Annotated in this window: 1 protein-coding gene and 1 pseudogene; one reads left to right on the forward strand and one right to left on the reverse strand. The window is 74.7% G+C overall.

All coding sequences use genetic code 11. The features are described 5' to 3' along the window. Positions 1–500, forward strand: a pseudogene (locus HUX53_RS35360) (hypothetical protein); the annotation flags it as partial. Here the strand turns inward: HUX53_RS35360 and HUX53_RS35365 are convergent. Then, positions 433–3571, reverse strand: a 3139-nt coding sequence (locus HUX53_RS35365; RefSeq protein WP_176407632.1) for a carboxyl transferase domain-containing protein, incomplete at its 5' end; no start/stop codon positions are given. The pseudogene HUX53_RS35360 and the gene HUX53_RS35365 sit on opposite strands and share 68 nt — an antisense overlap.

The following is a 3571-nucleotide window of genomic DNA, read 5'->3' on the forward strand; positions in this document are numbered from 1 at the left end:
GCGTCGCGCCGGGCCGGACGGCGCCGCCCGGCGTGGCGCTGCCGTTTCGACGCCCGGCGCGACGCGGGCCCGCGCCCGCCGCTGTCATCGCCCGCGTCGGCATCGAGGAGTACGCGGAGCGGTGCGCGGGGACGGCGCCGCCCGGCGTGGCGCTGCTGACCGGGCTGGCGCGAGCCCTCACCGCCGACCCGGCCGTGCTGCTGCTGGACGAGCCGTGGGCGGGCCTGCCGGAACGGTACGCGCGCGCCCTGGAGGTGCTGCTGCGCGACCTGGCCGCCGAGGGTCTGGCGGTCCTGGTGGTCGAGCGGGATCTTGAGCCGCTGCTGGGCGTCTGCGACGTCCTGCACGTCCTGGACGGCGGCAGGGTGATCGCGGCGGGGGCGCCGGCCGAGGTCCGCGCGGACTCGCGAGTCCGGGACGCCTACCTCGGCGTCACCACGTGTCGATCCACGGCCGGGGCCGGTCCTCGACCGGCGGGGCTCCGGCGAACACCGTGGTGATCCAGCGGCGCGTGTCGGCGGGGTCGATGACATCGTCCAGCTCGAACACCGTGGCCGCGTGCAGCGCCTTGCCGTACTCGTAGGCGGCGGCGACCATCTGCTCGAACAGCGCCTCCGGGTCCTCGGCGGCGGCCAGCTCCTTGCGGAAGCCGAGCCGGACGGCGCCCTCCAGGCCCATGCCGCCGATCTCGCCCGTCGGCCACGCGACGGTCGCGAGCGGCGCCTTGAACCCGCCGCCCGCCATGGCCTGCGCGCCGAGCCCGTAGCCCTTGCGCAGCACGATCGTGATGACCGGGACGCGCAGGTTCGCGCCGATGACGAACAGCCGGCTGAAATGCCGGACGGTCGCGGTCCGCTCGGCGTCGGGGCCGACCATGAAGCCGGGCGTGTCGCACAGGGAGACGACCGGGAGGCCGTGGGCGTCGCACAGTTGGAGGAAGCGGGCGGCCTTGTCGGCCGCGTCGCGGTCGATGGCGCCGCCGAGGTGCGCCGGATTGCTGGCGATGAGGCCCATCGGACGGCCCTCGATCCGCACCAGCGCGGTGATGATCCCGATCCCGAACGCGCGGCGCAGCTCCAGCACCGACCCGCTGTCGGCGAGGTGGCCGATGGCGCGGCGGACGTCGTAGGCGCGCATCCGGTTCTCCGGGACGACGTGCCGCAGCACGCGCTGGTCGTCGCAGGTCCACTCGTCCTGCGGGCCCTGGAAGTAGGACAGGTACCGGCGGGCGGCGTCGACGGCCTCCGCCTCGTCGTCCACGACGATGTCGACGACGCCGTTCGGCTCCTGGTCGCCGATCGGGCCGATCTCCTCCGGCGCGAACACGCCGAGGCCGCCGCCCTCGATCATGGCGGGGCCGCCCATGCCGATGTTGGCGTCGCGGGTGGCGATGATGACGTCGCAGCAGCCGAGCAGGGCCGCGTTCCCGGCGAAGCAGCGCCCGGACGCGATCCCGACGGACGGGACGACGCCGCTGAGCCGCCCCATCGCGTGGAAGGTCGTCACGTCCAGGCCGGAGACCGACGAGGTGTCGGTGTCGCCGGGCCGTCCCCCGCCGCCCTCGGCGAACAGGACGAGGGGCAGGCGGCGGCGGTGCGCGATGTCGAGCATCCGGTCGGTCTTGCGGTGGTTCTGGTGGCCCTGCGTCCCGGCCAGGACCATGTAGTCGTAGGACATGACGACGGCCTTCTCGCCGTTCACGTCCCCGATGCCGCACACCATGCCGTCGGCCGGGGTGCGCTCGATCAGGTCGTCCATCGACCGCCGCTGCCGCTGCGCGGCGATCGCGAGGGCGCCGTACTCGGCGAACGTGCCGGGGTCGCACAGGTCGTCGATGTTCTCGCGGGCGGTGCGGTGGCCGCGCGCGTGCCGCTTGGCGACCGCCTCCGGACGGGACGCGTCGAGGCCGATCTGGTGCCGCCGCAGGGTCTCGGCGAGGTCGGCGCGGATCGCGTCGAGGTCGGCCTCGTCCTCCTCCGCGGTGTGGTCGCCGTCCATCTCGGCGGGTTCGACGAACAGCAGCGGGGCGCCCTCGGCGACGGTGTCCCCGGACGCGGCGGCCAGGGCCCGGACGACGCCCGCCTGCCCGGCGTGGACGACGTGCTCCATCTTCATCGCCTCAAGGATCAGCACCGGTGCCCCGGCCCTGACCAGGTCGCCCTCGGCCACCTCGACGCTCACGACCGTCCCCTGCATGGGCGCTGGGACGGCGACCGTGCCGGGCGGCGCGTCCGGCACTACGACGGCCTCCGGTTCCTCGGCGTGCGCGGCGGTCTCGGGGTAGTAGCGGCGGTGCTCGCTCTCCAGCAACTCCGGCAGATGCTCGGCGATGAAGGACGTGTCGACGCCACCGGACGTGAACTCCGGATGCCGCAGGATCCCCTGGAGCAGCGGGATGCTCGTGGCCACGCCCGCGATCTCGAACTCGCCGAGCGCGCCATGCGCCCGCGCGGCGGCGGACGGCAGGTCCTCCGCGCGGGCGATCACCTTGGCGAGCAGCGGGTCGTAGCGCAGGCTGGTGCGGTATCCGGCATATCCGTAGGTGTCGACGCGGACACCCGGGCCGGACGGCGGCGCGAACGCGGTCAGCGTCCCGGCACGGGGACGGGGCGTGCCGTCCGCGTCGATCGTCTCGGTGTTCACGCGCACCTGAACGGCGCAACCCGACGCGGTCGGCGGCACCTCCAGGCCGACATCGGCGAGGTCCTCCCCCAGCGCGAGCCTGATCTGCGTCTTCACCAGATCAGCACCGGTGATCTCCTCGGTCACGGTGTGCTCGACCTGGAGCCGGGGGTTGGCCTCCAGGAACCAGAATTCCTCGCCCGCCACGAGGAACTCGAACGTGCCGAGGCTGTCGTAGCGGACGCGGGCGGCCATGCGGAGCGCCGCGTCCAGCAGTGCGTCCCGGACCTCGCCGGGCAGCGCGGGGGCGGGCGCGATCTCGATCAGCTTCTGGTGGCGCCGCTGGACGCTGCAGTCGCGCTCCCACAGGTGCGTGACGGCGCCGGTCCCGTCCCCGGCGACCTGCACTTCGATGTGGCGGGCGCGCGGCACGTACTTCTCGGCGTACAGGTCGCCGCTGCCGAACGAGGCGAGCGCCTCCGACCGGCACCGCTCGTACGCGGCGGCCATCTCCACCGGTTCCGCGACGACGCGCATGCCGCGTCCCCCGCCGCCCGCGAGGGCCTTCAGCATCACGGGGCCGTGCTCGCGCGCGAACGCCTCGGCGTCGGCGAGGCTCACCGCGCCGCCCGTGCCGGGCGTCACCGGCACGCCCGCCTCGCGCGCCAATTCCCGCGACCGCGTCTTGTCGCCGAACAGCTCCAGCAGTTCCGGGCGCGGCCCGACGAAGACCAGCCCGGCGGCGGCGCAGCGCGCGGCGAAACCGGCGTTCTCGCTCAGGAAGCCGTAGCCGGGGTGGACGGCGGTGGCACCGGCGTCCTTCGCGGCGGCGAGCAGCGCGTCCGCGTCGAGGTAGCCGGCGACGCCCTCACCGGGCAGCGCGCGGACCTCGTCGGCGCGGCGGGTGTGCGCCGAGGCCGCGTCGTCGCGGGTGTGGACGGCGCCCGTC

It is taken from the genome of Actinomadura sp. BRA 177, assembly GCF_013372625.1.
Classification (GTDB): Bacteria; Actinomycetota; Actinomycetes; order Streptosporangiales; family Streptosporangiaceae; genus Spirillospora.